This is a genomic window from Pseudomonas sp. AC463 (assembly GCF_979253585.1).
On sequence record NZ_CEEDDZ010000767.1, the window covers coordinates 1 to 261 of the forward strand.

At 58.2% G+C, this 261-nt stretch carries 1 protein-coding gene; it reads right to left on the minus strand.

The window, feature by feature from the left end; translation table 11 throughout:
• Positions 1 to 235, minus strand: a 235-nt coding sequence (locus AC0IYH_RS32300) for a hypothetical protein (protein WP_471838405.1), incomplete at its 3' end; no start/stop codon positions are given.
• Between the last annotated feature and the right edge of the window lie 26 nt (positions 236 to 261).

Consider the following 261-nt stretch of genomic DNA (forward strand, 5'->3'; position numbering starts at 1 on the left):
TCTCTCCCTGCCGCCCCCCTACGCCGTGTACGGCATAGGCGAAGCCTGTCCGTGTACGGAAAACGGCACCGCTGGTTCCACTGGCCATTTGCAGATTGGAGAAGTCGAATGAGTTGCTCAGCCCGAGACGGGCGGCTTCATCCTCCACACCACCTTTGGATGACATGACGGCATCCTTGACGGTGTAGACATGCGTTGCGATCTGCGCGGATTGTTTGGGGCTCAAGGGGTTCACAGCCGAATCCTTCTGGTCTGATGATG